General features: G+C 71.0%; 24 protein-coding genes and 1 pseudogene. 17 read left to right on the forward strand and 8 right to left on the reverse strand.

Annotation, left to right across the window (positions count from 1 at the left end):
- Window positions 1–84 precede the first annotated feature (84 nt).
- Together E1181_RS08545 and E1181_RS31345 are read left to right on the forward strand one after the other, a co-directional pair.
- Window positions 85–1,491 carry an Nramp family divalent metal transporter gene (locus tag E1181_RS08545; RefSeq protein ID WP_132673422.1) on the forward strand — a complete coding sequence of 469 codons (1,407 nt, stop codon included), beginning with the start codon at window positions 85–87 and terminating at the stop codon, window positions 1,489–1,491.
- A gap of 1 nt (window position 1,492) precedes the next feature.
- Window positions 1,493–1,903, forward strand: coding sequence for a hypothetical protein (locus tag E1181_RS31345; RefSeq protein ID WP_165944552.1), 411 nt, complete (start codon window positions 1,493–1,495; stop codon window positions 1,901–1,903).
- A gap of 25 nt (window positions 1,904–1,928) precedes the next feature.
- On the opposite strand, the gene E1181_RS08555 is transcribed toward E1181_RS31345, so the two are convergent.
- Window positions 1,929–2,117, reverse strand: coding sequence for a hypothetical protein (locus tag E1181_RS08555; protein ID WP_132673424.1), 189 nt, complete (start codon window positions 2,115–2,117; stop codon window positions 1,929–1,931).
- A gap of 110 nt (window positions 2,118–2,227) precedes the next feature.
- On the opposite strand from E1181_RS08555, the gene E1181_RS08560 reads away from it, so the two are divergent.
- The 5 genes and pseudogenes from E1181_RS08560 (at window position 2,228) to E1181_RS32035 (ending at window position 7,944) form a co-directional block, all read left to right on the forward strand.
- A complete protein-coding gene (locus E1181_RS08560; protein WP_165944553.1) occupies window positions 2,228–3,529 on the forward strand; it encodes an MFS transporter in 1,302 nt (433 codons plus the stop codon).
- Window positions 3,530–3,608: 79 nt separating this feature from the next.
- Complete coding sequence (locus E1181_RS08565) at window positions 3,609–5,189, forward strand: phytoene desaturase family protein (RefSeq protein ID WP_132673426.1); 1,581 nt, start codon at window positions 3,609–3,611, stop codon at window positions 5,187–5,189.
- A gap of 521 nt (window positions 5,190–5,710) precedes the next feature.
- Complete coding sequence (locus E1181_RS08570; protein ID WP_132673427.1) at window positions 5,711–6,232, forward strand: lytic polysaccharide monooxygenase auxiliary activity family 9 protein; 522 nt, start codon at window positions 5,711–5,713, stop codon at window positions 6,230–6,232.
- Between the two features lie 190 nt (window positions 6,233–6,422).
- Window positions 6,423–7,034 (forward strand): annotated as a pseudogene (locus tag E1181_RS33055) (DUF7800 domain-containing protein); the annotation flags it as partial.
- 559 nt (window positions 7,035–7,593) lie between these two features.
- Window positions 7,594–7,944 carry a hypothetical protein gene (locus E1181_RS32035; protein WP_235876626.1) on the forward strand — a complete coding sequence of 117 codons (351 nt, stop codon included), beginning with the start codon at window positions 7,594–7,596 and terminating at the stop codon, window positions 7,942–7,944.
- Here E1181_RS32035 and ilvA read toward each other — a convergent pair.
- Both ilvA and E1181_RS08585 read right to left on the reverse strand, forming a co-directional pair.
- Window positions 7,941–9,188, reverse strand: coding sequence for a threonine ammonia-lyase IlvA (gene ilvA / locus E1181_RS08580; RefSeq protein ID WP_132673428.1), 1,248 nt, complete (start codon window positions 9,186–9,188; stop codon window positions 7,941–7,943). The genes E1181_RS32035 and ilvA overlap by 4 nt on opposite strands.
- Window positions 9,189–9,234: 46 nt before the next feature.
- Window positions 9,235–9,630 (reverse strand): DUF5313 family protein, encoded by a 396-nt coding sequence (locus E1181_RS08585; RefSeq protein ID WP_132673429.1) that lies wholly within the window; start codon window positions 9,628–9,630, stop codon window positions 9,235–9,237.
- A gap of 151 nt (window positions 9,631–9,781) precedes the next feature.
- Here E1181_RS08585 and E1181_RS08590 point away from each other — a divergent pair, with 151 nt between their 5' ends.
- The 3 genes from E1181_RS08590 to E1181_RS08600 all read left to right on the forward strand — a co-directional run bounded on the left by E1181_RS08590 (window position 9,782) and on the right by E1181_RS08600 (window position 13,591).
- A complete protein-coding gene (locus E1181_RS08590; RefSeq protein ID WP_132673430.1) occupies window positions 9,782–11,077 on the forward strand; it encodes a nickel pincer cofactor-dependent isomerase, group 22 in 1,296 nt (431 codons plus the stop codon).
- Between the two features lie 273 nt (window positions 11,078–11,350).
- Complete coding sequence (locus tag E1181_RS08595; protein WP_132673431.1) at window positions 11,351–11,917, forward strand: GNAT family N-acetyltransferase; 567 nt, start codon at window positions 11,351–11,353, stop codon at window positions 11,915–11,917.
- Window positions 11,918–12,172: 255 nt separating this feature from the next.
- Window positions 12,173–13,591 (forward strand): LCP family protein, encoded by a 1,419-nt coding sequence (locus E1181_RS08600; RefSeq protein ID WP_132673432.1) that lies wholly within the window; start codon window positions 12,173–12,175, stop codon window positions 13,589–13,591.
- On the opposite strand, the gene E1181_RS08605 is transcribed toward E1181_RS08600, so the two are convergent.
- The 5 genes from E1181_RS08605 to E1181_RS08625 form a co-directional block, all read right to left on the reverse strand.
- Complete coding sequence (locus tag E1181_RS08605; RefSeq protein ID WP_132673433.1) at window positions 13,560–14,438, reverse strand: alpha/beta fold hydrolase; 879 nt, start codon at window positions 14,436–14,438, stop codon at window positions 13,560–13,562. The genes E1181_RS08600 and E1181_RS08605 overlap by 32 nt on opposite strands.
- Complete coding sequence (locus tag E1181_RS08610) at window positions 14,438–15,493, reverse strand: amidohydrolase family protein (RefSeq protein ID WP_132673434.1); 1,056 nt, start codon at window positions 15,491–15,493, stop codon at window positions 14,438–14,440. The genes E1181_RS08605 and E1181_RS08610 overlap by 1 nt, the downstream gene beginning before the upstream one ends.
- The gene (locus E1181_RS08615; RefSeq protein WP_132673435.1) at window positions 15,490–16,596 is read right to left on the reverse strand and encodes an amidohydrolase family protein; all 1,107 of its coding nucleotides are present in this window, start codon (window positions 16,594–16,596) and stop codon (window positions 15,490–15,492) included. The genes E1181_RS08610 and E1181_RS08615 overlap by 4 nt, the downstream gene beginning before the upstream one ends.
- A 3-nt stretch (window positions 16,597–16,599) precedes the next feature.
- The gene (locus E1181_RS08620; RefSeq protein WP_132673436.1) at window positions 16,600–17,043 is read right to left on the reverse strand and encodes a Rieske (2Fe-2S) protein; all 444 of its coding nucleotides are present in this window, start codon (window positions 17,041–17,043) and stop codon (window positions 16,600–16,602) included.
- Window positions 17,044–17,112: 69 nt separating this feature from the next.
- Entirely contained in the window at window positions 17,113–18,057 is a 945-nt protein-coding gene (locus tag E1181_RS08625) for a LysR family transcriptional regulator (protein ID WP_132673437.1), read from the reverse strand.
- Between the two features lie 296 nt (window positions 18,058–18,353).
- Between E1181_RS08625 and E1181_RS08630 the strand changes: the two genes are divergently transcribed.
- The 7 genes from E1181_RS08630 to E1181_RS08660 all read left to right on the forward strand — a co-directional run bounded on the left by E1181_RS08630 (window position 18,354) and on the right by E1181_RS08660 (window position 26,526).
- Window positions 18,354–19,049: a hypothetical protein gene (locus tag E1181_RS08630; RefSeq protein ID WP_235876627.1), complete on the forward strand. Its 696-nt coding sequence runs from the start codon at window positions 18,354–18,356 to the stop codon at window positions 19,047–19,049.
- A 12-nt stretch (window positions 19,050–19,061) separates the two neighbouring features.
- Window positions 19,062–19,625 carry a hypothetical protein gene (locus E1181_RS08635; RefSeq protein WP_132673438.1) on the forward strand — a complete coding sequence of 188 codons (564 nt, stop codon included), beginning with the start codon at window positions 19,062–19,064 and terminating at the stop codon, window positions 19,623–19,625.
- The gene (locus E1181_RS08640; RefSeq protein ID WP_132673439.1) at window positions 19,622–21,589 is read left to right on the forward strand and encodes a hypothetical protein; all 1,968 of its coding nucleotides are present in this window, start codon (window positions 19,622–19,624) and stop codon (window positions 21,587–21,589) included. Before E1181_RS08635 ends, E1181_RS08640 begins: the two co-directional genes overlap by 4 nt.
- Window positions 21,590–21,626: 37 nt before the next feature.
- The gene (locus E1181_RS08645; RefSeq protein ID WP_132673440.1) at window positions 21,627–22,574 is read left to right on the forward strand and encodes a helix-turn-helix domain-containing protein; all 948 of its coding nucleotides are present in this window, start codon (window positions 21,627–21,629) and stop codon (window positions 22,572–22,574) included.
- 189 nt (window positions 22,575–22,763) lie between these two features.
- Window positions 22,764–24,563 (forward strand): FAD-dependent oxidoreductase, encoded by a 1,800-nt coding sequence (locus E1181_RS08650; protein ID WP_132673441.1) that lies wholly within the window; start codon window positions 22,764–22,766, stop codon window positions 24,561–24,563.
- A 2-nt stretch (window positions 24,564–24,565) separates the two neighbouring features.
- A complete protein-coding gene (locus E1181_RS08655; protein WP_207922064.1) occupies window positions 24,566–25,627 on the forward strand; it encodes a maleylacetate reductase in 1,062 nt (353 codons plus the stop codon).
- Window positions 25,624–26,526: a dioxygenase family protein gene (locus tag E1181_RS08660; RefSeq protein WP_132673443.1), complete on the forward strand. Its 903-nt coding sequence runs from the start codon at window positions 25,624–25,626 to the stop codon at window positions 26,524–26,526. The genes E1181_RS08655 and E1181_RS08660 overlap by 4 nt, the downstream gene beginning before the upstream one ends.
- The last annotated feature ends 81 nt before the right edge of the window (window positions 26,527–26,607 follow it).

A 26,607-nucleotide genomic window follows, 5' to 3' on the forward strand; every position in this document is an offset into this window, starting at 1 on the left:
GCTGACAAGGCGCCTGGGAGAGACGATCAAGAACCGGTATTAGAATCCGGCGGTCGGGTCTGGAGCGCGGGTGGGCTGGAACCCATGCCCATCCGCAAGCTTCCCGACGCGCCGCCGTCCATCCACCTGCTCGGCCCCACCGTGTTCCTCGTCGCGCTCGGCGTGGGCATGGGCGAGTCCTACATGTGGCCCCGGCTGGTGCTGATCTTCGGCCCGGAGATCCGGTGGCTGTTCCTGATCGGGGTCACGCTGCAGGCCGTGGTCATGCTGGAGATGGCCCGCTACGCGATGGCCACCGGGGAGAGCATCTTCTCCGGCGCGGCGCGCGTCGCCAAACCGCTCATGTGGTTCTTCTTCATCACCGCGATGGCGGTCTACATCTGGCCCGGTCACCTCTCCGCCGGGGCCGCGGCCCTGGAGCAGATCACCGGGATCCCCTGGTACGTCTCGGGATGCGTCGGGCTGCTGTTGGTCGGGGTCATCTTCACCATGGCCAAGGTGATCTACAGCCTGCTGGAGAACGTGCTGTCGATCCTCATCGGCCTGCTGGTGGTGGGCACGGCGGTCATCGCCTCGCTGGTGGGCAACCTGGACGACCTGACCAGCACGATCGCCGGCATGTTCCACTTCGGGTACTTCCCGGAGGCGGCGATGTCACCGGAGTGGTTCCCGGTCGTGGTCGGCGCGATCGCCTTCGCGGGCCCGTCGGGCATGCAGCAGATGTGGTACACGCTGCACCTGCGCGATTCCGGCGCCGGCATGGGCGCGCACATCCCCCGCATCCGCGGTCTCAGGCACGCGGGCGAGGAGGAGGTCATGCCCTCGCGCGGGTTCATGTTCGACACCGACGACCCGGCCGAGATGGCCAAGTGGAAGGGCTGGCGGCGCTGGGTCACCTTCGACGCGCTGCTGCTGTTCTGGGGCGTCACGATGCTGGTGACGATCTCGTTCACGGTGCTGGCGCAGTCGGCCTCGCGGGAGAACCCCGACGTGAAGTCGCTGATCGAGAGCGGTGAGCGGGAGGCCGCGCTGTCGGCGATGTCGGATGCCTTCTCCTCGGCGGGTTCTCCGATGCTGGGCACGGTGTTCCTCGGGTTCATCGCCCTGATCGGGCTCAACGCGACGCTCGGGCTGTTCGACTCGTTCTCCCGGGGCCAGGCCGACATGACCTACAACTTCGTGCCGGGGGCCAAGCGCTTCCGGATGTCGCACCTCTACGCCGCGTTCCTGTGGGGCGTGATCATCTTCGGGATCCTCATCCTGCTGTTCGGCCCGGCCGACGGACCGAGCGCGATCCTGGACATCCTCGCGTTCCTGTCCACCTTCGCGATGGGCGCCTACTGCGTGGTGCTGCTGCTGGTGAACAACAGGATGCTGCCCAAGCCGATCCGCCCGAAGTGGTGGAGCAACCTCATCATCGGTGCGGGTGCGGTGTTCTACCTCGGGATGCTGTTCTACAGCCTGGTGCGCTTCGGAGTGGTCGTGAGCTGACATGACCGAGACGACGAGGATCACCGCCCCGGGTCTGGTCATCGGCTCCGTCGCCGGGCTGTTCACCGCGCTGTTCACGCTGGTCGCTGGCGCACCGCTGGGATGGGCGGTCACGGCCGGGCTGATGCTGGCGGTGCCGCTGGCGGCCTTCGGCGCGGGGTGCAGCGCGTTGCGGCTGCGCGGGGTGCTGCGCGGCGGCGCGTTCGCACCCGTCGCGCTGTACTGGCTGATCGCGTTCCCGCTGGCGCGGCTGGTGCAGGAGGTGGGCACCAGGCTGGCGGTGGGCGACAGCTTCTCGCTGCCGCCGCAACCGGTTTCGTTCCTGATCTACCAGGCGCTGATCAGCGTGGGGTTCGCGATCGGTTTCGTGTGGGTGCAGGAACGGCTGGTCCGGGGTGGTGCCGGGAGATGAGCGCACCGGTCACCACCACCGACGATCAGCCGCGCGCGTTGACGAGTCGCCCCTCGTCGACGTGCTTCGGCTCGGGCCGCGCGCCACCGCGCAGGTCGTCCTGACGAGCCGATTCGATCGCGGCGGACGTGGCCAGTCCCAACATGCGCCCGTCCGCCGCGAACCCGCGCGGCATGCGTTCGAGACGGCGCAGGATGCTCCCGATGATCCGCATTGTGCTCACCTCCTCCCGGTTCGTTCCTTGCATACAGTATGCCGTTGGAATGTCCGGTTGGCGAAGTCCTTGTGATCAGCAACACCCGAGCCGAGCGGACGGTGACACCGATGCCCGAGAAGTGGGCGATGATCGGACTGCACACGCCGAACCTGGAGGCGCGCGACCACCACGGCCGCCGCTACCGGGTCGGCGAGCGACCGCGCGAGCTCACCGGCCTGCCCCGCGCGGCGATGCTGTGGGCCTGCTGGCTGCCGATGCTGCTGGTCGGAACCATGCAGTACGCCTTCGGTGCCGCCATCCCCGGACTGCTCGCCGCCGGGCACGACCTGGCCGGACTCTGCTGGACCCTGGCCGCCTGGGCGGTGCTGCAGGCCGGCGCCGGGCTGCCCAGCGCCCACCTGCGCCAGCACGACCGGACCGGGCCGCGGGCGATGCTCATCACCGGCGGCTTCCTCTGCGCCGCAGGCGTTCTCAGCCTCGGTCAGGGCGTGGCCGCCGGGTACGCCGTGCTCGGCGGGATCGGGGCGGGGCTGGTCTACGCCTCCTGCACCTCCACCACCGAGAAGTGGTTCCCGGAGAACTCCGCGGCCCGCGTCGGCGTCGTCACCGGCGCCTTCGCCTACGGCGCCACCCCGTTCGTCATCGCCCTCGCCCTCGCGCCCCGGCACGTCGAGGCCGGGCTGACCGCCTTCGCCCCCGCGCTGCTCGTGGCCGTGACCGCGTGCGGCCTGCTCATCGCCGACCCGCCGCGGCACTGGTGGCCGGCGCACGTCGACCACCACCGCTGGGCGCGGGCGAACCCGCCCGCCGCGCGGGAGTTCTCGGCCACCGAGGCGCTGCGGACCCCGGCGCTCGCGGTGATGGCGGCGAGCCTGTTCTGCGCGGCGGCGGTCTCGCTGTTCGACGCGGCCTTCCTGGCGCTGCTGGCCGCACCGCTGTCGCCAGTCGCGGCGATCGCGCTTTTCGTGGCCACCAACGGCGCGGGCCGGACGCTGGCGATGGCGATCGCCGCCCGCCTCGGCCGCCGCCGGACGCTGCGCTGGGTGGTGACCGTGCAGGCCGCGGGCCAGGTGCTGCTGCTCATCGGAATCGAGCAGGACTCGGCCGGGTGGCTGGTGGCCGGGGCGACGGTCGCCGGAGCCGGCGGTGGGGCCTTCTACCCGCTGTTCGCCGCGCTGGCCCGGGAGTGCTTCGGCCAGCACCGCAGCATCGAGGTGCACGGGCTGGTCTACAGCGCGAAGGCCGTCAGCGGCGTGGTCGGCATCGGCCTCGGCTGGGTGGCGCTGGCGACGTGGGGCGCACCGGTCGCGCTGGCGCTCGCCGCGGTGCTGTCGCTGGGCTCGGCGGTGCTGTGTGGACGGTGGCACCGACCCGGATTCCCGAAAACCCTTCCCACCGCCAAGCCTTGATCGGTATTGGTTCAAATGCGAGGATCTTTCCGATTGATGTGGTGATCATGGGCTCGCGGGCCCCGGGAAGGTCGGCTGGATGAGCGCCGAAATCGATGTGATCGTCGTCGGATCCGGCATCAACGGCCTGGTCGCCGCGGCCGAACTGGCACGGGCGGGCCGGTCCGTGCTGCTGCTGGAGCGCAACGACCGGCTCGGCGGGTTCATCGCATCCGAGCAGCGCACCGTGCCCGGCTACATCCACGACACCTACTCGTCGTGGCACCCGCTGTTCCTGGCCGGCCCGGCCTACGCCTCCCTCGGCCCGCAGCTGCACGAGCACGGGCTGGTCTACCGCAACACCGACTCCTGGGCAGCGGCCAGCGTCGCCGACGACGGCCGGGTGACGAGGAGCCACCGCGACCCGGCCAAGACCGTCGAGGCCTTCGAGCACGACGCCGACCGCGACGCCTACCTGTCCATGCTGGACCGGATCGGCGCCAACATCGCCGCCATCAACCGGATGCTCGGCGGCGAGCTGCGGTCCTGGTCGATGCTGTGGCAGGGCGCCAAGCTGATCAACACCGGCGGCGTGCGCGGCGCCGAGGGCTGGCTGCGGCAACTCGCCACCAGCGGCCGCGCCCTGTACCGGCGCGAATTCCGAGGTCACGAGGTCGACCACCTCTTCACGCCCTGGCTGCTGCACGCCGGGCTGGGGCCGGACCACGCCTCCGGCGGGCTGATGACCGGCCTGCTCGCCGCCGGGCTGCACGGCGCGGGCCTGCCCGTCGTGGAGGGCGGCGCGGGCAACTTCGTGACCGCCTTCTCCAAGCTGCTGGACTCGCTGGGCGTGCAGGTCCAGACCGACACCGAGGTCGAGCGCGTCCTCGTCGAGGACGGCCGTGCGATCGGTGTCGTCGCGGGCGGCCGGGTGCTGCGCGCGCGGAGCGGTGTGATGGCCTCGGTCGCGCCCTCCGCGCTCTACAGCCGGCTGCTGCCGCCCAGCGCCGTCAAACCCCAGCTGGTGCGCCAGGCCGAGAAGTTCCGGTACGGGCGAGCGGCGATGCAGATCCACGTCGCGCTGTCCGCGCCGCTGAAGTGGCGCGACGAGCGGCTGTCGGCATTCCCGGTCGTGCACCTCACCGACGGCTCGTCGAGCACCGGCATCGCCTGCGCCGAAGCCGAGGCGGGACTCCTGCCGCGCCGCCCCACCGTCGTGGTGGGCAGCCAGTACCTGTTGGACGAGACCCGCGTCCCCCGGGGCGCGGCGTCGCTGTGGCTGCAGCTGCAGGAACTGCCGTTCCACCCGCTCGGCGACTCCGCCGGGGAGCTCGACACCAGCCAGGGCTGGACCCGCGAGCTGGCCGAGGGCTACGCGCGCCGGGTGCTCGACCGGCTCAACGCCCACGCTCCCGGCCTGCACGACCTGGTGTGCGCGGTCGACATCATCAGCCCGCCGGAGCTCACGGCGCACAACCCCAGCGCCGGGCAAGGCGATCCGTACGGCGGCAGCACCGAGCTCGACCAGAACTACCTGTGGCGGCCGCTGACCGCCGCCGGCAACCACGCCACCCCGATTCCCGGCTTGTGGCACATCGGTGCCGCCACCCACCCGGGTCCGGGCATGGGCGGCGGTTCGGGTTACGCGGCGGCCAACGCCCTCCTCAAGCGCAGCCGCTGAGCCCTCCTCGCGCGGCCCCTCGCCGTGGCGCCTTCCGAGCCGAGGGGCAGTTCTTGCCCGAACCGTCCATGATCGAGATCCCATTTGCCCGGACAGTTGGGGCAAAAACTGGCCCTCGGCACCGCGCACCGGCGCCGGCGCGCCCTCGTTCACACCAACGCGATCCCGGCTCCGGCGAACGCGGGAGCGACGGCTGTCCGGGGCGTTTTCGGAGGGCGGAACAACGTTGTTGATCGCTTTCATGGATTCGTCCAAGAAAAACGGGAATGCGGCTGGGAATTTTCGGATCAACCGACAAAACTGATTCCACCGCAGGTCATCAGGCATCTGTTAGCGTTTCTCCGCGGAAGCGGAGCCGATTCGTCCTTGACTCGACCAGGCGTCCGAATTATGGTCCAGACCACTAACTATTCGGCGAATCCCCTTCCGCGACAGGCATTGTGAACAACGGATCGCCACCGATGGGTTCCGCTGTTCGGAATCGATTCACCCTGTCGCGACTTCCCCCGAAGGAGCTGACAATGCCCAATCGCAAGATCTCCGCAGCCATGGTCGGTGCCGCCGTCGCACCGTTCCTGATCGCGATCCCCGCCGGGACCGCGAGCGCCCACGGCTACGTCGACGCACCGCCGAGCCGCCAGGCCCAGTGCGCCGCCGGCACCGTGCAGTGCGGTTCCATCACCTACGAGCCGCAGAGCGTCGAGGGCCCGAAGGGCCTCAAGAGCTGCAGCGGCGGCAACGAGAGCTTCGCCGAGCTCGACGACGACTCCAAGGGCTGGACCGCCACCCCGATCGGCACCCAGGCCACCTTCAACTGGAAGCTGACCGCCGCGCACGCCACCACCACCTGGGAGTACTACATCGGCGACAAGCTCGTCGGCTCGTTCGACCAGGGTGGCCAGCAGCCGCCGCAGCAGCTGTCGCACAACCTCGACCTGTCCGGCTTCAGCGGCCCGCAGAAGGTGCTCGCGGTGTGGAACGTCGCCGACACCGCCAACGCCTTCTACGCCTGCATCGACGTCAACGTCGGCGCCATCAAGTAAGCACCACCACCAGGACGAGCAGGCGGGCCCGACCCCTCCACACCGGGCCCGCCTGCTCACGTCCGGACCACAGTGGACACCGCGCCGCCGAGTTTCCCCGGCCTGCCACCTGGTGTATCCAGGACCGGTGACCGAGTTGGTGCTGGGCCCCCTGCTGCGCTACGTCGACCAGAACCGGGCCACCGTCTGGGTGGAGACCGACGGGCCCTGCACCGTCGAGGTGCTCGACGCCGCCGAGCACACGTTCCAGGTCAGCGGCCACCACTACGCGCTGCTCACCACCCACGTCACCGGCCCGACGCCCTACCAGGTCCGACTCGACGACCACCTGGTCTGGCCCCCGCCGGAGGTCTCCCCCAGCGTGATCCGCCCGGTCACCGGAACCGACCGGCTCACCGCCCTGTTCGGCTCCTGCCACTTCGACCGGCCCGCCGCGGGCCGCGACGGCCTCGGTCCCGACGCGCTGACCGCCACCGCCGCCCGCATCGCCGCAACCCCGGAGGACGAGCGACCGGACGTGATCATGCTGCTCGGCGACCAGGTCTACGCCGACCAGCCCACGCCGCCCGTGCGCCGCGAACTGGCGAAGCTGCGCGACCTGCGGCGACCGCCCGTCGGCGAGGTCGCGAACTTCGAGGAGTACACCCGCCTCTACCGGCACGCCTGGCAGGACCCCCCGGTCCGCTGGCTGCTGTCGACGCTGCCGAGCATGATGATCTTCGACGACCACGACGTGCGCGACGACTGGAACACCTCGCGCAGCTGGCGAACCGCGACCTCCGCCCAGCCCTGGTGGCGCGAACGCCTCCTCGGCGGGCTCGTCGCGTACTGGATCTACCAGCACATCGGCAACCTCGACCCCGACGACCTCGCCGCCGACCCCGTCTTCCGCGAGGTCCGCGAGGTCGGCCGCCACGGCGACGCGCTGCCGGTGCTGCGCGAGATGGCAGCCAGCGCCGACCGCGAGGAGCAGGGCGAGAAGGGAATGCGCTGGAGCTACCACCGCGACCTCGGCGGCGTGCGGCTGGTCGTGCTCGACACCCGCTGCGGCCGGATCCTGGAGACCGGCGAGCGCGCCATGCTCTCCGACGGCGACTTCGCCTGGCTGCGCGACATCGCCGCCGCCGACCGCCGCCACCTGGTGCTGGCCTCATCCCTGCCGTGGTTGCTGCCGCCCGCCATCCACCACCTGCAGTCCTGGAACGAACGCGCCTGCACCGGCCGGCACGCCTGGCTCGCCGAGAAGGTCCGCCAGGCAGGCGATCTGGAGCACTGGGCCTCGTTCCGCGCGTCCTTCGACCGCCTCGCCGAACTCACTCGGCGACCGCGCCGCGGACACCGACGCCCCCGCGACCATCAGCGTGCTCTCCGGCGACGTCCACCACAGCTACTTCGCCGAAGCCGACTACCCGCGCGCGCTGAACTCCCGCATCACCCAGCTGACCTGCTCACCGCTGCACAACCAGGCCCCGAAACCGCTGCGCAGGCCGCTGCACGCCGCCTGGTCGCACACCGCGGCCCGCCTGCTGCGGACGATGTCGCAACGCGCCGGGGTGCCACCGCTGCCGCTGCACTGGCGCCGGACCGACGGACCGTACTTCGGCAACGCCATCGCCCAGCTCGACTACCACGGCACGCGCGCGCAGGTGACCCTCTGGGAAGCCACCGCCGACGACGCCCTCGCCCGGACCTGCGTCCGCCGGCTGACCTAGACCAGGAACGAGAACAGCGGCGAGCCCGGCGAGACCTGCTCGATCTGCAGCGGCGATTCCTTCATCCGCGTCAGCAGGTCGTCGAGATCGTCGGCGTTGTCGAGCTCGATGCCCACCAGCGCCGGACCGGTCTCCCGGTTGTTCTTCTTGACGTACTCGAAGGCGACGATGTCCTGGCCCTCGACGAGCACGTCGTCGAGGAAGTGCCGCAACGCGCCCGGCTCCTGCGAGAAGGTGACCAGGAAGTAGTGCCGCAGCCCCTCGTGCAGCAGGGAGCGCTCGACGATCTCTCCGTAGCGGCTCAGATCGTTGTTGCCGCCGGAGACCACGCACACCACCGGACCGCGCGGCGCCCGCTCCAGCATCCGCGAAGCGGCGCTGGCCAGCGCACCCGCGGGCTCGGCGATGATGCCCTCGGTCTGGTACAGCTCGATCATCTCGGTGCACACCGCGCCCTCGGGCACCGCCACCAGCTCGTCGACCAGCTCGCGCGCCACCTCGTACCCGAGGTCGCCGACCCGGCCGACGGCCGCGCCGTCGACGAACGTGTCCACCGCGGGGAGCTTGACCGGCGCGCCCTCGTCGAAGGCCGCCCGCATGCTCGCCGCACCGGCGGGCTCGGCACCGACCACGCGGATCTCCGGGAAGTGCTCCTTGAGCCACAGCACGATCCCGGCCAGCAGTCCACCACCGCCCACGGGAACGATCACGGTGTCGATGGGACCGTCGTGCTGCTCGGCGATCTCCAGGCCCACCGTGCCCTGACCGGCGATGGTGCGCGGATCGTCGAAGGGGTGCACGTACACCGCGCCGGTTCGCTCGGCGTCGGCCTTGGACGCAGCGCTGGCCTCGTCGAAGGACGAGCCGACGATCACCGGCTCGATCCACTCGCCGCCGATGGTGGCGATCCGCTTGCGCTTCTGCCGAGGGGTGTTCGAGGGCAGGTACACGCGGCCCTTGATCTGCAGCTCGCGGCAGGCGAACGCCAGGCCCTGAGCGTGGTTGCCCGCGCTGGCGCACACCACGCCGCGCTCGCGCTCCTCGGCGTCGAGCCCCGAGATCAGGTTGAACGCACCGCGCACCTTGTAGGACCGGCAGACCTGCAGATCCTCGCGCTTGAGGCGGACCGGTACGCCGAGCTCCGCGCTGAGGCGGCTGCTGGTTTCCAGCGGCGTGCGCCGGACCACCTGTCGCAGACGGGTGCCAGCCCGGAAGATCGCGGCGGGAGTGAGCTCAACGGACACCTGGTGATACTAAAGCCGCTGGTGAATCAGACGGCCGTCGGGTGGCTCAGCTCTCAGGCGGGTCCTGCCGCCACACCGCCCGGTACCGCTCCGCGGCCTCGGCGTCGCGCTGCCTGCGCACCGCCGACCCGTACCCGGGCGGCAAGCCGTACTCGGTGAGCCTGCTGTCCACGCTGTCCACCGAGCTGGTCAGCACGATCCGCGCCACCACCAGCACACCCAGCAGCAGAGCTCCGGCGGCGATCGGCCACGCCCCGCCCAGCAGGCCGAGCGCGAGGAACAGCACCACCCCGATCGGCGCGATCTGCAACAACCCGCGGATCAGCACCCGCAGCACCCAGGTCCGGCAGGTCGCGTCGTGCAGGACCCAGTCGCGGTACTGCTCGGGCAACCTGCCGCCGTACTGGTAGGCCACCCACCGCACAGGCCCCGGACGCATCATCCCCCCACGGTAGAGGCCGAGGAGCGGCATCCAGGACGCGAGGCGGTGATCACGGCCGGCGGACACCGCCGAAGCACGGGGGTGATCCCGCTCGTTCGAGCTGCCAAGGTAGGAGAACCCCTGGTCGTAGCGCTGAGAAGGACTCGCAGAGATGTTCAACGTAGAGAAGGTCCGGTTGGCCGGTGCCGATGTCGAGCTGCCCAGGATGCTCCCCGTCGAGCAGCGCTACGCCGCCGAATCGGTCGACGACCTCGAAGGCACCCTCCGCGCGCAGGTCGCCGAGCACGACCGCGCGCACCCGGTCAGCGGCAAGCGCATCGCGGTGACGGTGGGCAGCCGGGGCATCGCGCAGCTGGACCGCATCGTCATCGCCCTGGTCGGGGCGCTCGCCGAGCACGGGGCCAAGCCGTTCGTGGTGCCGGCGATGGGCAGTCACGGCGGCGGCACCGCGGAGGGGCAGCGGCAGGTGCTGGCCGAGTACGGGGTCACCGAGGAGACCGTCGGGGCACCGGTGATCTCGTCGATGGAAACGGTCGTGATCACCAGGCTCGCCGACGGCACCCCGGTGCACTTCGACGCCGAAGCCGCGCAGGCCGACAGCGTCGTGGTGCTGGGCAGGGTCAAGCCGCACACGGACTTCCGGGGCACGCACGAGAGCGGCCTGGCGAAGATGATCGCGATCGGACTGGGCAAGCACCGGGGCGCGGCGACGCTGCACCGGCACGGCTTCGAGAAGTTCGACACCTTGATCCCGGAGGCGGCCTCGGCGGCCCTGGGCGTGGTGCCGTTCGAGTTCGGCGTGGCGGTCGTGGAGAACGCCTACGAGCACATCGCCCGGCTGGAGCTGGTCGCGACCGACCGGATGCTGGAGCGCGAAGCGGAGCTGCTGGCGGAGGCGAAGTCGCTGATGCCGAAGCTGCTGATGTCCGACATCGACGTGCTCGTGGTCGACGAGATCGGCAAGGACATCAGCGGTGCGGGCATGGATCCCAACATCACCGGCCGCGCACCGGTCAACGCCGACAAGTTCCACGCGACGCCGATCAAGCGGATCGTGGTGCTCGGGCTGACCGAGCACACCAACGGCAACGCGTGCGGGCTGGGACTGGCGGACCTGACCACGCAGGGGTGCGTGGACCAGATCGAGTTCGGCTCGTTCTACACCAACTCGCTGACCTCGGGCGTTCCGGACGGCGCGCGGATCCCGATGGCGCTGGCCAACGACCGGGACGCGATCGTGGCCGCCCTGCACCTCACGCGAGGCCCGCAGGAGCGACCCGCGAAGGTGGTGCGCATCCGCAACACCCTGTCGATGCCGCGCGTCGAGGTCTCCGAGGCCTACGCCCGGGAAGTCGCCGAGCACCCGGACATGGCCGCCCTCGGCGCGCCGCTCCCCTGGCAGTTCGACGCCACCGGCCGCCTCCCGAAGCTCCCACCCGCGCACTGACCCACCTCGCCGACCGGGCAACCGGACTTCAGTGGAGATCGGGTCCCGGATTTCAGTGGAATTCCGGGTTCTGATTTCCACTGAAATCCGGTCACTGGGTGTCGGGGCCGGGTCATCTCCTTCGTTCTCGGGCATTGATTTCGATTGGCACTGAAGGGATAGGTTTCAGTAACAGTCGTATGGGGTGTGCGCTGGGCGGATAGAATCCGAGGTGGCTCCCCACATCACCCGATCCGGCGGGTTCCGCCGGTGCGCGGAAGGCGAGGGCAGACGATGCAACTTCCGCTGACCACCGAACGGCTCGTGGTCCGGGACTGGACCGCCGACGACGCCGACGTGCAGGCCGCGCTGGACCTCTACGGCCGCCCCGAGGTCACCGAGTGGCTGACCCCGGTGATCTCCAACGTCGCCGACCTGGCCGCGATGCGCGCCGTGGTGCACTCCTGGATCGAGTCGCAGCCCAACCTCGTGCCGCCGACAGGCCGGTTCGCGATGCACCGCCGCGAGGACTCCCAGGTCGTGGGCGGACTCGTGCTGCGCATGCTGCCGCCCTACGACCACGACCTCGAACTGACCTGGCAGCTGCGCCCCGACGAGTGGGGGCACGGCTACGCCACCGAGGCCGCGATCGCCCTGCTGCACTGGGCGTTCACCTTCGACATCGACGAGATCTTCGCGCTGGCCCGGCCGGACAACACCCGCGCGATCGCCACAGCTCAGCGCATCGGCATGGACTGGGCGGGCGAGACCACGAAGTACTACGACACCTCGCTGCAGGTCTACCGGGTCAGGCAGAGCGATCTGCCCGACGTCCCGGGCGTCGGAGACACCGAGGACTGACCAGGAAACATCACTTTCCGTGGCGAAATCGGCCGCCATCGAGTGATCACAACAGGCCCGGTCGGCGGTTTCAGGATGTAATCCTGGTGTTGTCGCTCGAGCGCCGAGAGGGGCGCACCCGACGGAGGAACCTTGCCAAGGCCACACGACAGGAATCCGGTCCCGCCCCGGCGCCCCAGGGGGCGGCAGCCGGCCAGACCGCTCCCGCCGCGTCGGCGCCGCAAGCCGATCGGGCCTCGGGCCGTCGCCACCATCATGTCGCTGGTGATCCTGCTGGTCACCGGCTACGGCTGGAGCAACTACCGGCACCTGCTCAACGGCCTGGCCACCAGCGATGTCGCCGACGGCGGCGGTGCGGACGGTGCCGTCGACATCCTGCTGGTGGGCATGGACAGCCGCACCGACGCGCACGGCAAACCGCTGCCCGAAGAAGTGCTGCGCGAGCTGCACGCGGGTTCCAACGACGCGTCGCTGACCGACACGGTGATCATGCTGCACATCCCCAACGACGGGACCAGCGCGGTCGGCTTCTCCTTCCCCCGCGACTCGTACGTGTCGATTCCCGGCCAGGGCAACCACAAGATCAACTCGGCGTACGGGCGCGGCAAAGAAGCCGAGATCGCGAGCCAGCAGCAGAACGGCGTGACCGACCCGGCAGCGCTGGACCGCGCAGGCAACGAGGCCGGCCGCAAGCTGCTGCTGCGCACCGTGGAGAACCTCACCGGCTCCTCCATCGACCACTACGCCGAAGTCAACCTGCTGGGCTTCGCCAAGATCACCGAATCGGTCGGCGGCGTTCCGGTGTGCCTGAACTCGGCCACCAGCGACTCCTTCTCCGGTGCGGACTTCCAAGCCGGCCAGCAGACCATCGCGGGCCCGGCGGCCCTGGCGTTCGTGCGGCAGCGACACGGCCTCCCCCGCGGCGACCTCGACCGCGTGGTGCGGCAGCAGGCCTTCCTCGCCGGGCTCGCGCAGACCGCCTTGTCCGGCGGCGTGCTGGCCAACCCGAACAAGCTGCGCGACCTGATCAACTCGGTGCAGGACTCGGTCGTGCTCGACCTGGGTGAGGACTCCGACGTGCTGTCGTTCGCCGAGCGGCTGCGCGGCCTGGCCGGCGGTGCCATCAGCTTCGACACGATCCCGATCGAGGACGCCGCCTACAGCACGCCCGACGGCGAAGCCCTCAAGATCAACCCGAGCGCGGTCAAGGCGGCCGTCCGCGCGGCGACCTCGCCACCGGGCGCCCCGGCCTCCCCGACTCCGGAAGCGCCGCCGACCTCGGCTTCCCAGAAGCCCGCGTCGGCGCGGGTGGACGTGCTCAACGGGACCCGCACCACGGGTCTGGCCTCGAAGGTCCAGGACCGGCTCAACGCCGAGGGTCTCCACGTCGGCACGGTCGGCAACAGCAGCAAGCGCAACTCCTCGGTGATCCGCTACGGCTCGGGCGCGGAAGCGGCCGCGCAGGAGGTGGCCTCGCTGCTGGGCGGGATGCCGACCGAGGCCAGTTCGTCGTTGTCCTCCGGCCGCGTCCAGGTGATCATCGGCTCGGACTACGACGGACCGGCAGCCCCGCGCTTCTCCCCGGGCGGTGCGATGGCGCTGGACGGGACCGCGCGGCAGCAGGAACCGGCGCAGGCGCCGATCAGCGCGGCGGGAATTCCCTGCGTGAACTGAGGAATCGGGTGAGCTCGCCGAGCGTCTCCTCCGGCGCCTCCTCGGCCAGGTGGTGGCCGCAGTCCAGCTCTCGACCCGAGATCTGCGGTGCCCGGTTCCGCCAGACGGCCAGCGGGTCCGGGTCACGACCGAGCGGACCGCTCCGCCCCCACAGCAGGAGGGTCGGGCAGTCGATGGTGGCACCCCGGTCGTCCTCATCATCGGCGACGTCGATGCTCGCGCCCGCCCGGTAGTCCTGGCACATGGCGTGCACGACCTCCGGTCGGCACCACGCCGCGCGGTAGCTCTCCAGCGCCACGTCCGCGAAGGCCTCGGCGGGCCGGAGGAACCTCGTGAAGAAGGCGTCCGGGTCGGCGCCGATGAGGCGTTCCGGGATCTCGGGCTGGGCGAGGAAGAACCAGTGCCACGCACCGAGCGCGAAAGCCGCGTCGGCGCGGGCGAAGACCTCGGCGGTGGGCAGCACGTCGAGCACCGCCACAGCGGTCACCACGTCCGGGTGGTCGAGGGCCATGCGGTAGGCGCAGCGGGCTCCCCGGTCGTGGCCGACGACCGCGAAGGACTCGTGGCCCAGCGCCCGCATCGCCGCGACGAGGTCAGCGGCCATGGCGCGCTTGCCGAACGAGGCGACCTCGGCGTCCGGTGCGGCGGTGCTGTCGCCGTAGCCGGGCAGGTCGGCCAGCACGACCGTGCGGGTCCGGGCCAGCCCGGGTGCCACGCGGTGCCACATCGCCGAGGTCTGCGGCCATCCGTGCAGCAGCAGCACCGGCGGGCCCGACCCGCCGACCCGGGCGCGGATCGTCGCACCGGACGGCGTGGGCAGGTCGTGCGGGCGGAAGTCGTCGAGCATCACGCGATTCCGTACCACTGCGCCGCGTTGCCGCGCAGCACCGCTTCGCGCTCGGTGCCGGTCAGGGCGGCGAGGAGGCGTTGCCCACCGCTGCCGTGGTCGTGCGGGTGGTCGGAGGCGTGCATCAGCAGGTCCGCCGGGCCCAGCAGGTCGAGGGCTTCGCGGACCTGGACCGGATCGCGCGGCAGGTGCGCGGGTGCGGTGGTCAGCCGGACGTGGTCGGCGATCACCTCACGCGACCTGCGGTTGATCCACGGGACCTCCCGCCAGACTCCCTTCCAGTCCTTGTCGAAGCGCCACAGCAACGTCGGCAGCCACGAGAACCCGCACTCCAGCAACGAGACCCGCAGGTCCGGCAGCTGCGCGAACACCCCTTCGGCGAGCAGGCTGACCAGCTGGGCCTGGACGATGCTCTGCGAGTTGCCGAGGTAGTCCTCCAGGTAGTTGTGGGTGAAACCGCTGGAGGTCATGGCGTTGCCGACCCTGCCCCACGCGTGGAGTCCCACCACGAGCCCCTTGTCGGCCGCGGCGCGCAGCAGCGGCCGGTGGCGGACGTTGCCCCACGGCTGGTCGCCGCGCACCGGCAGCAGCACCTGGACGATGCCGGGGTGGTCGCCGACGCGCTCGATCTCGGCGACGGCGGCCTCGGTGTGCAGCGTCGGCACGACCATGCTGGCGCGCAGTCCTGAGTCCGCGGCCAGCCAGCGCTCGACGAGCCAGTCGTTGATGGCGCGGGTCAGCGCGGTCTCGTAGTAGGGGTTGCGGTTGCAGCCGAACGAGGTGGTGCAGTTGAGGATCGCCGTTCCGGCGTCCAGCTGAGCGCGCAGTTCGGAGACCTCGTGCGGCGGAACGGATCCGGCTTCCCGCGCGGCTGGGGTCGCCGTGGTCGGAGCCAGCGGCGGGTAGGCGCCGCCCTGGGCGTGGTTGATGCGCTGGCTGCCGTCGCGCAGGTAGCCGCGCCAGTAGCCGTCCAGGTAGGGCGACAGGTCGGCGAAACCGGCCGGGGCGCAGTGCACGTCGGTGTCGATCACCGCGGTGCGGGCGGGGGCGCTCATCGAGCCTCCTGTGCTCGTCGCGGGAGGCCGAACAGCCGGCACGCGTTGGCACCCATCACCTGCTCGCGGATCGCCGCGGGCAGCAGTCGCGGTGCCATGCGGGGCGAGTCGAAGTCCCAGTGCGGGTAGTCGGAGGCGAACATGATGCGGTCGTTCATGTCGATGTGCCGCAGCGCCGTCTCCAGGTGCGCGGGATCGGCCGGCTCCTCGATGGGCTGCGTGGTGAACCAGAAGTGCCCGCGGATGTACTCCGAGGGTGGTGCGCTCAGGTGCGGGACGTCTTCGCGGAGCATCGTCCAGGCTTCGTCCATCGCCCACATCAGCGGTCCGAGCCAGGCGATCCCTCCCTCGACGCAGATCACCTTCAGCGTCGGGAACTCCTCGAACACGCCCTCGCAGATCATGCTCATGATCAGCGCGGACATCGTGTTGCCGTTCCAGACGTGCTCCTCCAGGTAGAACGAGGGCCAGCCGGGACCTCGGTGCTGCTCCAGGCCACCGGTGTGCGCGGCGATCGGCAGGCCGGCCTCGACGGCAGCCGCGTAGATCGGCCAGTACCTGCGGCGGCCGAACAGCGCTTCTCCGCCGGTCGACAGCAGCACCTGCACGAACCTGGGATCGCCCGCGCGCCTGCGGATCTCCTCGGCGGCGAGGTCCGGCGACTCCAGCGGGACGGCGATGGAGCTGCGCAGCCTCGGTTCTGGGTCGAGCCATTCCTCGACGATCCAGTCGTTGAGGGCGCGGCACAGCGCGTCCGCGAACTCGCGGGCCTCCACGCCCCAGCTGTGCGATTGCAGCGGGATGAGCACGCCGTGATCGATGTCGAACTCGTCGAGCAGCTGCTGCTGCATCAGGGCGAGGTCGTTGCCGGGGAACCCACCGTCCGGCCAGGAGTCGAGGCGGTAGCCGCCGTTGCTCACCCTGGGGTAGATCTCCGGTGGTCCGGGCACGCGGCTGCCGAACATCTCGAACCGCCGCCGGTTGCGGGCGTCGAGCCGGGGCAGGACGTCACGCGGCAGCGCCTGCGGGTGGATGTCGGAGTCGACGAGCGTGCGGGCCGCGCGGTTGCGGGCCGCGTTCTGCGAAGCGACGGTGCTGGTCATCGTTCACCTCCGGGGGCTGGTGTCGACCACGACGTAGGCGTCCTCGACGCTGACCGGGAACGTCTCGGCGACGTAGGGGCCGGGCATCCGGCCGTTCTTGGGTTCCGGTGGTGCGTCGGCGGTCTCCAGGCGCACCTCGTAGGTGCGCACGGGCGGTTCGCCGGGTCCGAGGAATGACTGGCCGGTCGCCAGCTCGTACTCCCAGCCGTGCCAGGGGCAGGCGATGAGCGCCTCCTCCCCCTGCATCGCGTAGTCGCCGGGTTCGCTGGAGACCACCCAGGGCTTGGTGTGGCCGACGCACAGCGGGCCGCCCATGTGCGGGCAGTGGTTGTTCAGCGCGTAGAACCGGTCCCCGACCCGGAAGACGCCGATCGAGCGGCGTCCTGCCTCGACGACCTTGCGCGACCCCGGCGGGAACTCGTCGAGCCTGGCCACCACGATTCTCATGCTTCGACGGTAGGAAGTTCAGCGCTGCCAACGGAAACTGAAAATCGGGATGCGCTGCATCGAGGCGTTCTATACCGGGGTGTCGCGGACCGCTTCGCGCACCGTCTCGCGCATCCACCGGTGCCCGGGGTCGGTCTCGTGCTTCTCGTGCCACCACAGGGTTTCCACGATGGGCTCGGGATCGCCGGGGCAGTCGAGGATGCGCAGGTCGGTCCGGTCGCCGAGGCGGCGGGCGAGCCGTTCCTGCACCACCGCGACCCGGTCGGTGCCGCCCACGAAGTAGGGGGTGGCGCGGTAGCTGTCCACCCGCACCGCCACGTCCGGGACCAGTTGCAGCGAGGCCATCAGCGGAGCCAGCGGCGCGGTGGAGGGGTACTCGCGGCCCGGGTGGTGCGGGACGACCCAGGGCCGTCGACGCAGCTCCGCGGCCGGCAGCGCGCGCCATCCCGCGGGCACGGTCGCGGCGTCCACGACGCACACCCAGCGGTCCCGGAACAGCTCGGTGCAGCGCATCCCCGACACGCGCAGGCGCGCGTTGGGCGTGGAGGCCAGGCCGTCCATCAGCCGCAGCGTCTCCACCAGGTCGGTCGGCAGGCGGCCGGTGACGAGCATGATGTGCAGCTTCGCGCCCGGCGCCTGGTGGTGCAGCGCCCGCGAGATCGGTTCGCCGACGGCCTCCAGGACGTAGTCGGGCATCAGCAGGCTGTACTCGCGCTGAGTGCTGGCCGGGTCGAAGGGCGCGGTGGTGAACAGCCGCTCGGCGGCCTCGCACAGCGGCTCGATCTGCGCGTCGAGCTCCAACGCCAGCGGCGAGAGGACGTAGCCACCGCGCTTGCGCACCAGCAGCTCGTCGTCGAAGTGCCTGCGCAGCCTCGCCAGGGCAGCGCTGGCGGTGGGCTGGGTGACGCCGATGTTCTCGGCGGCCCGGGTGACGTTGCGGGCGCGCAGCAGTTCGCGCAGGAACACGAGCAGGTTGAGGTCCAGGTTCGCCAGCGTCGATCCGGACTGCTTCACCTGATCAGCTCCCGTCGCGACCTCGCCCGGCCCTCGGGAACATTCACACCCACCGCATTCGCGGTGTCAAGAACTGCTTGCGCCGGTCATCGGGTCCCGATAGCGTGCACGCACGGGTCGTGCTCACACCGTTGCGACGTTGCGCCGATCGGATGGCGAGCAGCCTGGGGATTGATCCATTCGGGTTGCGTCTTCGCACGTCACAAATTCGGAGCACCGATTGGTTCCGAAAACGACACCTCCCATTGGCTCGCAGTACAGCTCAACCATTCCACCGGACCGCACGCTCGTTGAACGTGCGCAACGTTGAGGGTGACCAGCCAGACGAGACGTTTGACTCGCCCGTGACGAGCCGGGAGCAGGACGCGGTGCGGTTGCTGCTGCTGATCGACGGTGCCGCCGAACCGCTGTCCTTCCCGGTCCCGGACCCGGCGCTGGCCGAGGCGGTCGGTGTGGTGACCGGGCAGACGAGGTTGCAGAAGCTCGATTTCTGGCTTCGCAGCCCTGATTTCCTCGCCGACGAACTGCTCAACGAGTACGAGCGAACCGCGGACGGGCACCTGCTGGAACTGGCGGGCCGGATCCTCGATTCCGAAGAACCCGAAGTGCGGCGGTATCCGATGCTGCGCCACCACTTCGGCGCCTACGAACCGCTCGACGACGCGCTGGCGGTGCTGCGCAGCGCCGGCCTGATCGTGCGCCGCCGGCGCGGGCGGGTCGGGCACACCAGGCGGCACGACTACTACCTGCTGGAACGGGGCAGGCGGGTCGCCCGCACGATCATCGCCCGAGCACCGGCCTTCCGCTACTACGTCGACCGCGTGACGCTGGTGCTCGACCTCGCCGACGGGCGCGGTGGCAACGAACTCCGCAACCGCCAGTACCTGCAGGCCGAGTACGCGAGCACGCGGCGCGGCACACCCATCGCCACCATCGCCGAGCGGGTCCGCGACCGGCTCGCCCGGCTTCGCGCGGAACTGCAAGCCGCGTAGGGGGTTTTGACGATGAGCACCCGACCTTCGCCGATGCACGAACGACTCTCGACGATCACCGGGATGCCCGCTCAAGCCGTGGCCCGCCTGCTCGCTTCCGGGGGCAACTCGCCGACTCCGGACCTGCGGCGGCGGATCACCGAGGCCGAACGCAAGTGGGACCGGCTCGACCAACTGCACCGGTCGGCCCGCAACCGCAGGCAGGCCGACGAGCGCTCGCTCAACGACAGCACGGAGAGGGACGTCGCGCGGGTGCTCTTCCACGGCTTGGAACCGCACTCGTGCCCCCGCTGCGACACCCCGATCTCCGAGCAGCGACGTCGCGAGGAGCGCGAGAACCACCGGTGCGCGGTGTGCACCAGCGACCTGTCGGCCACGGCCTCGGAAGTCGCGGAACCGGAGATCGCCGCACGGCTGCGGCTGGCCGCCAGTGAGGCGGCCGAGACCACGGCGCTGGCGAGGTTGCGCGGTGCCGAGGTCGCCCTGGCCGAGCTGGTCGCGGAACTCACCGAGCCACCGCGCCCGCGCAGCGGCGACAACCCCACCGGCACCCCGGCGCCGGACCGGCGCCGGTGACCCGGCGGCGACCACCGGGCGCGGTGGCGGCCGGACCGCAGGCTCCCGTCCTGGCCAGGGCTTTGATCGCCGCTGCAGGCCGGGGTGCTCCCGGTTGGCGCGGCACGCTCGCGGAGTTCATCGACGGTCTTCCGGCGCAGCGCAGCCTGCTGGCGCTGGCGTCGACCATCGACGAACTGCTGGCCGGACCGGACGTGGTCCGGGAGCACGGCGTTCGGCTGCACGACGCGCTGCTGCACGATCTCGCCCCCGTCATCGAGCGCGATCCGCTGATCGCCGCGTGCCGGCTGGAAGGGGCCGTCCGGCTGGCGATCGCCGACGCCGTCTCGCCGTTCACGGTGCTGGGCAGGCTCACCGGGTTCGCACCGACGACGCCGGAGGAGTTCACCGAGACGCTGCCCCGGCTGCTGGGTGCGGCCATGGACCGGTGGGTCGGCGAACCCGCGATCACCACGCCGCTGCGCGAGGCGCTGGACCGGCTGCGCCACGACGAGGCGGCCGCGGTCGACGCGGCATTCGAGCTGGCCTGCGACGACCTGCGGACGGCGTTGACCGCCACCGAGATGCCCGCGGTGCTCGAATCGCTGACAGCGGCCCGGTCGCGGTTCGCCACGGTCGACGCCGCGGAGCAGGCGCGCCACGACGCCCGCGCCTACGCGGCCGCCTGCGACGCGATCCTGGCGTTCGCGGCGCAGGACCAGGACCGGCTGGCCGACGCCGCCGACCGGCTCACCACCGCGCTGGACCAGCGATCCGCCTGGTTGCGCGGCACCCACCAGCCGCAGTGGCTGCGGCCCCGGCACGCCGCCGAGCCCGCGTGGCGGCGTCTCGTGCTGCTGTTGCGCGCGGCGGCGGCGCGGTTGGCCGAGACGATCTGGATGGACGTTTGGGAGGCCCTCGGCGCCGTGCTCGACGCCTACACCCAGGTCCGGTCGCTGCAACCGCTTCCCGGGGCGCGCGCCGCACCCGGTTTGGCGGTGGTGATCGAGCCGACCATCGAGAACGCGATCGTGCGCAGCCAGAGCCGACTCGCGGCGCTGCGCCGGACCGTCGTGGAGGCCTCGGCCACCGAGAACCCGCCGCTGCCACCGCGCACGGCGCAACTGCTGCTGGACCGCATCGAGAGCACCGGGGCCGATCGCCGCCCGGACCTGCCGCAGGCCACCCGGACCCCGCCGGAGGAGGACGAGGACGAGGACCATGCCGCGACCTCCCGCGCCCACCGGCTGGCGCCCGCGCTGGTGCGCGTGCTCGGAGAGCGCCACGCGGCCGGGCTGACCGCGGGCCTGTGCGACGACGACCTGCGGATGCTGGACGGAGTGGTGCACAGCAGCGAGATCGCTCGCTCCCGCACCGCGCACCCCGTCCTCGACCCGCTGCTGGAGACGCTGCTGGGCCAGCTCTCCGACTCGCCGGAGTTCACCGGCCGGGTCCGGGCCACGTTCGGGATGCTGCTGGAGCAGACGCTGCGGTTCCTGTTCAGCCGCGCGGACCTGACGTCGACGACCTGGGGGCGCGGGGCGACCGACTACCGGCGCCCGCTGCGCAAGGGCGAGCGACGTCCGCGCGAGTCGGACCTGCAGCGCGACTACCACCAATGGCTGGCGACCGGGCAGCTCGGCGGACTGGTGGCGGTGGAGGCCACCGACCTGGCGATGGGCCGGGCGGACGTGACCACCACGTTCGGATCGCTGCGCTACGTCACCGAGATCAAGCGCGAGCTCCGCGACTCCTCGCGCGGCCACATCGAGGCCCAGCACGTGCCGCAAGCCGCGGCCTACGGCGGCACGAACGTGCCGTTCGGGCAACTGCTGGTGCTGGACCTGACGCCGCACCCGCACGGCGCACCGCGCGTCGACGAATCCGTCTGGCTGGCCAAGCACCGCCCACCGCACGGCGGAACCGACAGGTACGTGATCGTCGGGGTGATCACGGGGAACCGGCCCACGCCCCACGAACTCTGATCGACTTGTCCGGTTCTGCTGCTACAGTGCCGTGGCCATGGGTCAGGTCACTGCGGCCGGTAGGGCTCGCACGTTCTCCACGACAGGGCTGCCGCCCGCGAAACGCGTGGCGTTGTGGGAACAGCACAACGCCCGCGCGCTGGTCGGGCTGTCGTGCAAGACCATCGACGACGCTCCCCTTGCTGCCACCGAGCTGAACCTGCAGCTGCCGAGCCTGCACTTCGCGCGCGTGACCGGCAGCCCGCACCTCGTCGAACGCGGCGCTCGCGAGATCAGCGATCGCCCCACCGGCTCCGCCGTCCTCTACATCGCGATGGCCGGCGAGGCGTTCTTCTACAGCACCGGCGGCACCCGCGTGCTGCGCCCCGGCCACGCGGTGCTCTGCGACGCCGACAGGCCGTTCGCGCGCGGTTTCTCCCAGGGCCTCGAGGAATTCGTGCTGAAGATCCCGCACGACGCCCTGCGCGCGCTCACCGGGTCCACGCCCGAGCAGCCGGAGTTCTTCGACCTCACCGGCGGCGCCACCACCGACGCGCTGCGCGCGCTGACCCGCGTGATGCGGGCATCCATCGACGGACCCACCGACGCCCGCCGCACCGAGCAGCAGGCCCTCGGCCTGCTCGCCGCGCTGCGCACTGGTGGCACCAGCCGCCACCTGGACATCGCTCGGGCGATCATCGAGGTGCACCTGCGGGATCCGAACCTGTCGGCGGCGCGCATCGCCGCCCGCATCGGCATCAGCGAGCGCCAGCTGTGCCGGGTGTTCAACCGCGCGGACCTCAGCGTCGCGCGCTACGTCCTCGACCGGCGTCTGGAACTGGCCCGCGACCTGCTCCGCTCCCCTCGGTCCGCGCACCGCTCGATCGCCGAGATCGCTCGGGACTGCGGGTTCGTCTCCCCCTCCCACTTCACCCGGACCTTCAAACGGCGATTCGACGTCACCCCGGCCGAAACCCGCCGCACGGCAGCAGATCCCAACGTCTGAAACCTGCTCCGACGGCGCGGCAGCGGTTCCGAGGGGAATGCGGAGGAACCGCTGCGCAATTCCTCACCAGCTCCTGGCTGCGTTGCCCATTCGCGACGGGGTGTTGACCATTCGCGCCGTCCGGGAGGTGGTGCGGCGGACTCGTGCGAACCTCCCGGACAACCAGCGCGTCGCAGGAGGATCGAGACGATGGAGTTCAACGACGGTGTGGCCGACACCGAGGTTCCCACCACGGGCACGGTGGACACCGAGGTGCTGATCATCGGCTCCGGCCCGGCCGGGGCTTCGGCCGCGCTGTTCCTGTCCACCCTCGGCGTGGACAACATCGTGGTCACCAAGTACCGCTGGACCGCCAACACCCCCCGCGCGCACATCACCAACCAGCGCACCATGGAGATCTTCCGCGACCTCGGCATCGAGGAGCAGGTGCTGGCCGAGGCCACCCCGCACCACCAGATGGGCGACACGGTGTTCTGCACCTCGATCGCCGGTGACGAGATCGGGCGCATCCGCACCTGGGGCACCCACCCGGCGCGGCACGCGGACTACGAGCTGGCGTCTCCGTCGCTGAACTGCGACATCCCGCAGACCTACCTCGAACCGATCCTGGTCCGCAACGCCACCGTGCGCGGCTCGCACACCCGCTTCTCCACCGAGTACCTCTCGCACACCCAGGACGCGGACGGCGTCACCGCTCGGGTGCGCGACCGGCTCACCGGCCACGAGTACGACATCCGCGCCCGGTACCTCATCGGGGCCGACGGAGCGCGCTCGAAGGTCGCCGCCGACATCGGGCTGCCGTACGAGGGCCGGATGGACATCGCCGGGTCGATGAACATCACCTTCAAGGCCGACATCAGCGAGCTCGTCGCCCACCGCCCGTCGGTCCTGTACTGGGTCATCCAACCCGGCTCGAACATCGGCGGCATCGGCACCGGCCTGGTGCGCATGGTGCGGCCCTGGGACGAGTGGTTGATCGTGTGGGGCTACGACATCAACCAGGAACCGCCGGAGCTCGACGACGAGGCGGCCCGGCAGATCGTCCGCAACCTGCTCGGCGTGGCGGACCTGGACGTGGAGATCACCGGCTACTCGTTGTGGGGCAACAACGAGCAGTGGGCCACCCACCTGCAGTCCGGTCGCGTGTTCTGCGCGGGCGACGCGGTCCACAAGCACCCGCCGTCGAACGGGCTGGGTTCCAACACCTCGATCCAGGACTCCTACAACCTCGCCTGGAAGATCGCGGCCGTGCTGCGCGGCCGGGCGGGACCGCGACTGCTGGACACCTACTCGGTCGAGCGGGCACCGGTGGCCGAGCAGATCGTGCGGCGCGCCAACCGGAGCGGCCGCGAGTTCGGGCGGCTCTTCGAGGCGCTGGGCATCACCGACTCCGATACCGAGGAGCAGATGCGCGCCAAGATCGCCGAGCGAACCGCGGACACGCCCGAAGGCGCCCAGCGGCGCGAAGCGCTGCGGCACGCGATGGAGCTGAAGAACTACGAGTTCAACGCGCACGGCGTCGAGATGGGCCAGTTCTACGCCTCCACCGCCGTCGTCTCCGACGGTTCGCCGCGCCCTGAATCCGAGCGCGACCCGGAGCTGTACTACCGGCCCAGCACGGTGCCGGGTGCGCGGTTGCCGCACGTGTGGGTCGGTGATGCCGCCACCACGCTGTCCACCCACGATCTGGCCAGCTACGGCCGGTTCACCCTGTTCACCGGCATCTCCGGGGACCCGTGGGCGGCAGCGGCGCAGGAGACCGCCGAGCGGTTGGGCGTGCCGCTGGACGCGGTCGTGATCGGCCCCGGACGCGAGGTGACCGATCTGTACTTCGACTGGGCGGCCGGCCGCGAGGTCCAAGAGGATGGGGCGGTGCTGGTGCGCCCCGACAAGCACGTGTGCTGGCGCTCCCACCGGCTGGTCGACGATCCGGCGGCGGTGTTGACCGAGGTGCTGGCTGGGATCCTCAACTGCGGAGGTGAAGCGTGAGCATGGAATTCGACCACACGACGCTGGGCCAGCGGGTCCTGTTCGGCGCGGGAAAGGCGGCGGCGAACCTGGCCGAGGAGGTCCGGCGGCGAGGATCGACGGCGGTGATGGTGATCGCCGAGGGCCGCGAGGCCGAGCTCGCGCGGCGCATCACCACCGGGATCGACGTCGCCCTGCACTACGACGACGTCGCACCGCACGTGCCGGTCGCCAAGGCCGACAAGGCGCGCGCGGCGGCGCAGGAGCACGGCGTGGACCTGCTGGTGTGCGTGGGCGGTGGTTCCACGACCGGCCTGGCCAAGGCCGTCGCCCTGACCAGCGGGCTGCCGATCGTCGCGGTGCCCACCACCTACGCCGGTTCGGAGGCCACCAACGTCTGGGGCCTGACCGAGGCCGCCCGCAAGACCACCGGTGTCGACGACCGCGTGCTGCCGGGAACCGTCGTCTACGACGCCGAGCTCACCCTCTCGCTGCCGGTCGAGCTGTCGGTGGCCTCCGGCCTCAACGGACTGGCGCACTGCGTGGACTCGCTGTGGGCACCGCGCGCGGACCCGATCAACGCCGCTCTGGCCACCGAGGGCATGCGGACGCTCGCCGCCGGGCTGCCGAAGGTCGTCTCCGATCCGCACGACGTGGAGGGCCGCGAGCTGGCGCTCCACGGCGCCTACCTGTCGGCGGTCGCGTTCGCCTCGGCCGGTTCCGGGATGCACCACAAGATCTGCCACGTGCTCGGCGGCACCTACGACCTGCCGCACGCCCAGACCCACGCGATCGTGCTGCCGCACGTGCTGGCCTTCAACGCGGTCGCCGCCCCCGAGGCCGCCGACCGCATCGCCGACGCCCTCGGCGGTGCCGACGCCGTTCGAGCGCTGATAGCGCTGCGCGACCGGCTCGGTGCGCCGAAGGCGTTGCGCGACATCGGTCTGCGGGAATCCGACCTCGACGAGGCGGCGGAGCTGTCCGTCGCGGCGATCCCCGCGTCCAACCCCCGGCCGGCCACCGCCGGGGACGTCCGCAACCTGCTCACCGCCGCGTGGGCCGGAACCGCACCGGAGGGCGCATGACCGACGTGGAGACCACCGACGACGACCAGCAGCGCCGAGCCGAGGAAGAACTGGTCGCCAAGGTGCTGGCCAGCTTCGACGGCACCGAGGACGAGCGGCTGCGCACCGTGCTGCGATCGCTGGTCGCGCACCTGCACTCGTTCATCCGCGACGTGCGGTTGACGCAGCGCGAGTGGGAGGACGCGATCGCGTTCCTCACCGACACGGGGCACATCACCGACGACCGCCGGCAGGAGTTCGTCCTGCTCTCCGACGTGCTCGGCGCGTCCATGCAGACCATCGCGGTGAACAACGCGGCGCGCGGGAACGCGACCGAGGCAACGGTTTTCGGCCCGTTCTTCGTCGAGGGCGCACCGCACGCGGACCTGGGCGGGGACATCTCCGGTGGCGCGTCCGGCGAACCGTGCTGGGTCGAGGGCACCGTCACCGACACGGACGGGAATCCGCTGCCGGGCGCCCGGATCGAGGTGTGGGAGGCCGACGACGACGGCTTCTACGACGTGCAGTACTCCGACGACCGCACCGCCGCCCGCGCGCACCTGTTCACCGACGAGAACGGCTGGTACGGCTTCTGGGCGCTCACCCCGACTCCGTACCCCATCCCGCACGACGGGCCGGTGGGGAGGATGCTGGAGGCCACCGGGCGCTCGCCGCTGCGGGCAGCGCACCTCCACTTCATGGTCAGCTCGCCGGGCCTGCGCACGCTGGTGACCCACATCTTCGTCGAAGGCGACGACCTGCTGGACCACGACGCGGTCTTCGGCGTCAAGGACTCGCTGATCAAGCGCTTCGAGCCTCAGCCGCCGACCGCTGAGGTGCCCGGCGGCCGGGACCTCGACGGACGCCCGTGGACCCGAACCACCTTCGACATCGTCCTGCCTCCGGAGGAGCCGAGCTGACACGCCGCTGGGAACCGTTGAGCGGCGCGCGTCGGCACTCAGGTTCCGCTCCCCGCACCGTCTCGCGAGGCACTTCCTGAA

It is taken from the genome of Saccharopolyspora terrae, assembly GCF_004348435.1.
GTDB classification, from domain to species: domain Bacteria; phylum Actinomycetota; class Actinomycetes; order Mycobacteriales; family Pseudonocardiaceae; genus Saccharopolyspora; species Saccharopolyspora endophytica.

Coding starts and splice junctions, on each gene's coding strand:
- E1181_RS08585 (WP_132673429.1), bottom strand. CDS start 9,630: ATGATGCGTCCGGGGCCTGTGCGGTGGGTGGCCTACCAGTACGGCGGC.
- E1181_RS08660 (WP_132673443.1), top strand. CDS start 25,624: ATGACCGACGTGGAGACCACCGACGACGACCAGCAGCGCCGAGCCGAG.
- E1181_RS08645 (WP_132673440.1), top strand. CDS start 21,627: ATGGGTCAGGTCACTGCGGCCGGTAGGGCTCGCACGTTCTCCACGACA.
- E1181_RS08635 (WP_132673438.1), top strand. CDS start 19,062: ATGAGCACCCGACCTTCGCCGATGCACGAACGACTCTCGACGATCACC.
- E1181_RS08555 (WP_132673424.1), bottom strand. CDS start 2,117: ATGCGGATCATCGGGAGCATCCTGCGCCGTCTCGAACGCATGCCGCGC.
- E1181_RS08590 (WP_132673430.1), top strand. CDS start 9,782: ATGTTCAACGTAGAGAAGGTCCGGTTGGCCGGTGCCGATGTCGAGCTG.
- E1181_RS08615 (WP_132673435.1), bottom strand. CDS start 16,596: ATGACCAGCACCGTCGCTTCGCAGAACGCGGCCCGCAACCGCGCGGCC.
- E1181_RS08595 (WP_132673431.1), top strand. CDS start 11,351: ATGCAACTTCCGCTGACCACCGAACGGCTCGTGGTCCGGGACTGGACC.
- E1181_RS08655 (WP_207922064.1), top strand. CDS start 24,566: ATGGAATTCGACCACACGACGCTGGGCCAGCGGGTCCTGTTCGGCGCG.
- E1181_RS08650 (WP_132673441.1), top strand. CDS start 22,764: ATGGAGTTCAACGACGGTGTGGCCGACACCGAGGTTCCCACCACGGGC.
- E1181_RS08600 (WP_132673432.1), top strand. CDS start 12,173: ATGTCGCTGGTGATCCTGCTGGTCACCGGCTACGGCTGGAGCAACTAC.
- E1181_RS08605 (WP_132673433.1), bottom strand. CDS start 14,438: ATGCTCGACGACTTCCGCCCGCACGACCTGCCCACGCCGTCCGGTGCG.
- E1181_RS08545 (WP_132673422.1), top strand. CDS start 85: ATGCCCATCCGCAAGCTTCCCGACGCGCCGCCGTCCATCCACCTGCTC.
- E1181_RS08560 (WP_165944553.1), top strand. CDS start 2,228: ATGCCCGAGAAGTGGGCGATGATCGGACTGCACACGCCGAACCTGGAG.
- E1181_RS31345 (WP_165944552.1), top strand. CDS start 1,493: ATGACCGAGACGACGAGGATCACCGCCCCGGGTCTGGTCATCGGCTCC.
- E1181_RS08610 (WP_132673434.1), bottom strand. CDS start 15,493: ATGAGCGCCCCCGCCCGCACCGCGGTGATCGACACCGACGTGCACTGC.
- E1181_RS08620 (WP_132673436.1), bottom strand. CDS start 17,043: ATGAGAATCGTGGTGGCCAGGCTCGACGAGTTCCCGCCGGGGTCGCGC.
- E1181_RS08565 (WP_132673426.1), top strand. CDS start 3,609: ATGAGCGCCGAAATCGATGTGATCGTCGTCGGATCCGGCATCAACGGC.
- E1181_RS08570 (WP_132673427.1), top strand. CDS start 5,711: ATGCCCAATCGCAAGATCTCCGCAGCCATGGTCGGTGCCGCCGTCGCA.